We start from the raw sequence: 2,683 nt of genomic DNA, 5'->3' as shown, positions 1-2,683 counted from the left end.
TGGATATGGCTTTTTTAACAAAGTCTTTGTCCGCCCTTTAGTTAATCAGAAGAAAACTCCTTAACCTTCTCGTAACAATCCGAAAAAATTGTCCTTGCGAAATGAACTATTGCACCACAACGGTCTCGGCTCGTATGTTTACGGTACCGTAGTTAATAGGAATTAAAAATAGTAAATTTCTGACTAATAATACAAGTAAAATAGAAGTGATAGAGAGGTCTCGGCTAGATACACAAATAAAGAGTGATATCGTTTCATAGAAAACCCACCCTTCTATAATTTTCTTAGAGTCTGAACAGTACCTAGATCCTGTGCAAGAGATCGTATCAGCAGCGAGCAAAGATTGTAAAGAAAATTAGTCTTGTAGCGTAATATGGAATTATGGAAAAAAAACTAAAACAATGTTTGGGAGTTGATGTGTCCAAAAGCAATTTATCAATATGCTTAGGAGTTCTAAACTCTAATCTTGAAAAGGAGTTTATAGGTCATTCAGATATTAGCAATGACTTAAGAGGATTTAAGATTATGGTCTCTTGGATAAAGAAGGTAGTGGTTAAGAATGTCGAGTTCATAGTTTTGATGGAAGCGACGGGAGTCTATCACCAGGCAGTTTGTCATTACCTATATAGTCAAGGCTATAAAGTTAGTGTTATGCAGTCTGGACGGGTAAAGAGATATGCTCAGAGTTTAGATCAACGATCAAAGACAGACGCTTTGGATAGCAGAATGTTAAGTATGTTGGGACTTGAACGAAGCCTAAGATCTTGGACTCCTCCTAGTAAAGAATTACAAGAGTTAAAGGCGCTTAGTAGAGAGCGTAGTTCTCTTTTAAAAGACAAGAATGCAGAGATTAATAGACAAGGAGCTATTGAATCAAGTTGTTATTCTAGTTCAAAAGCATCTAAGCGGCATTTAGCGAGGTTAGGTCTCATAAATGCACAGATAAAAGCAATAGAAGAAGAAATGGAAGCATTGGTGTCTAGAACAAGGACTTTAAAGAATCGTATTGGATATTTGGAAAGTATTCCTGGTATATCATTTATATCAGCAGCAACAGTTATTGGAGAAACTTTAGGTTTTGAGTCTATATCAAGCGCAAAACAACTGACGAGTTTTGCTGGGTATGATGTGATTTTAAGAGAATCGGGGAATTTCAAAGGTAAAACTAGAATAAGTAAAAAGGGAAATAGTCATATAAGAGCAGTACTTCATATGCCTTCAATGACCTGCGTTCGATGTAATCCCACTTTAAAACAGTTTTATAGAAGATTAAAGCCTCAGAAAGCTAAGCCTATTGTAGCTCTAGTAGCAGTTCAAAGGAAATTATTGATTTTAATGTATACGTTATGGAAAAATGAAGCTTATTATGATGCAGAATATGAAAATAAAAAACAGCAAGAACCTCAAGCTCTTGCTGCGCAGGATAGTATTATGATTTAACATAAAGTACTTCCTATAAATTTTGATAAATTTATTTGGTTTTTAACACAGTACCTATGAGTAGTTGCGTGGGTTAGTACTTAACTTTGCAAGTACACACCAAACTGAAAATCCGCGAGGATTTTCAGAAGTAGGCGAGAACAAGCAATTACTTATAGCCATTGTTGTATGCAGTGTTTTATCTATTCAGTTCGTTTAATAATTCAGTTCTTTTTTTTAGATATTTTAGTAGGATATAGCTTAAACCTGTCAAAACACACATTCCAACTAAAAAGTAGTTATAATCAGTTGCATTTTCAATAATTTCTCCTGAAAAGTCAAAAACACAGAATATTAAAAACAAAGCAAAAAGTCCATTTTTTTCTTTTTTCAAGACTTTTTTCCAACTGAATGGAAGATTAGATTTTTTAAAGTTTTTAAAGTTTGGAATAAAAGCAGGTATATTTTTAGACCATTCCAGATATTGTTTTCCAAATTTGGTTCTTAAAAACTGTTCTTCTGCGTACATAATTCTCTCATAATAAACCCAATAAAATAATGTAAATGCAACGATAAACCAAAAGTGTCCAGTTAGCATTGCTGGTCCTAACCACATTAAATAATTCCCAACATACAAAGGATGTCGAACAACTGAATACATTCCAGTTGTGTTTAACGTATCTGCAACTTGTCCTTGTTTTGTATTTCTACCAGAAGTGTTTTTTGGTGTATGTCCAACAGTATAAATACGAATAAAAAGCCCGAATAGGCTTATAATCAGAGCAAACATTTCATAATATATTTCATAAGGTGTTTCTTCTAAAATAAAAGTTTCGGGGTAAATTTCAGTTCGCAGATAAAGAGCTGTTCCGATTATTAAAATGATTAAAGGTAAGAAACTACGATACTTAAAAAGCCAATTTCCTTGTAGTTCAAATTCTTCTTGTAATGCCATTATTTTATTGTTTTTGAATTAGTATTATTCAATTAACGCAATTTTTGCTCTAACATTGCATACAACGGTTTTGGCTATGAGTAGTTGCGTGGTTTAACATTTAACTTTGCAAGTACACACCAAACTGAAAATCCGCGAGGATTTTCAGAAGAAGGCGAGAACAAGCAATTACTTATAGCCATTGTGTCCGTTGCACAAGACTTGCTAAATATACAGAAATTTCGTATATTTAATAATGCAAGGCACAAAAATATTTCAAGAAAAGCTATTCAATCAATTTAGGCTTAGCGACCGCGTACCGGAAGAGAA

At 33.6% G+C, this 2,683-nt stretch carries 2 protein-coding genes; one reads left to right on the top strand and one right to left on the bottom strand.

Going from position 1 to position 2,683, the window contains the following annotated elements:
- The first annotated feature begins 381 nt into the window (after window positions 1-381).
- Window positions 382-1,440, top strand: coding sequence for an IS110 family transposase (locus tag J1D01_RS17260; RefSeq protein WP_421151750.1), 1,059 nt, complete (start codon window positions 382-384; stop codon window positions 1,438-1,440).
- A gap of 178 nt (window positions 1,441-1,618) precedes the next feature.
- On the opposite strand, the gene J1D01_RS17255 is transcribed toward J1D01_RS17260, so the two are convergent.
- Complete coding sequence (locus tag J1D01_RS17255) at window positions 1,619-2,374, bottom strand: methyltransferase family protein (protein WP_421151749.1); 756 nt, start codon at window positions 2,372-2,374, stop codon at window positions 1,619-1,621.
- Window positions 2,375-2,683: the final 309 nt, after the last annotated feature.

It is taken from the genome of Seonamhaeicola sp. NFXS20 (assembly GCF_049132085.1).
GTDB lineage: Bacteria > Bacteroidota > Bacteroidia > Flavobacteriales > Flavobacteriaceae > Seonamhaeicola.
The sequence above is the reverse complement of the archived record's forward strand: the minus strand, read 5'-3'. Positions and strand labels throughout refer to the sequence as shown.

Excerpts from the sequence above, each read along its gene's own strand:
- J1D01_RS17260 (WP_421151750.1), top strand. The coding sequence starts at position 382 with ATGGAAAAAAAACTAAAACAATGTTTGGGAGTTGATGTGTCCAAAAGC.
- J1D01_RS17255 (WP_421151749.1), bottom strand. The coding sequence starts at position 2,374 with ATGGCATTACAAGAAGAATTTGAACTACAAGGAAATTGGCTTTTTAAG.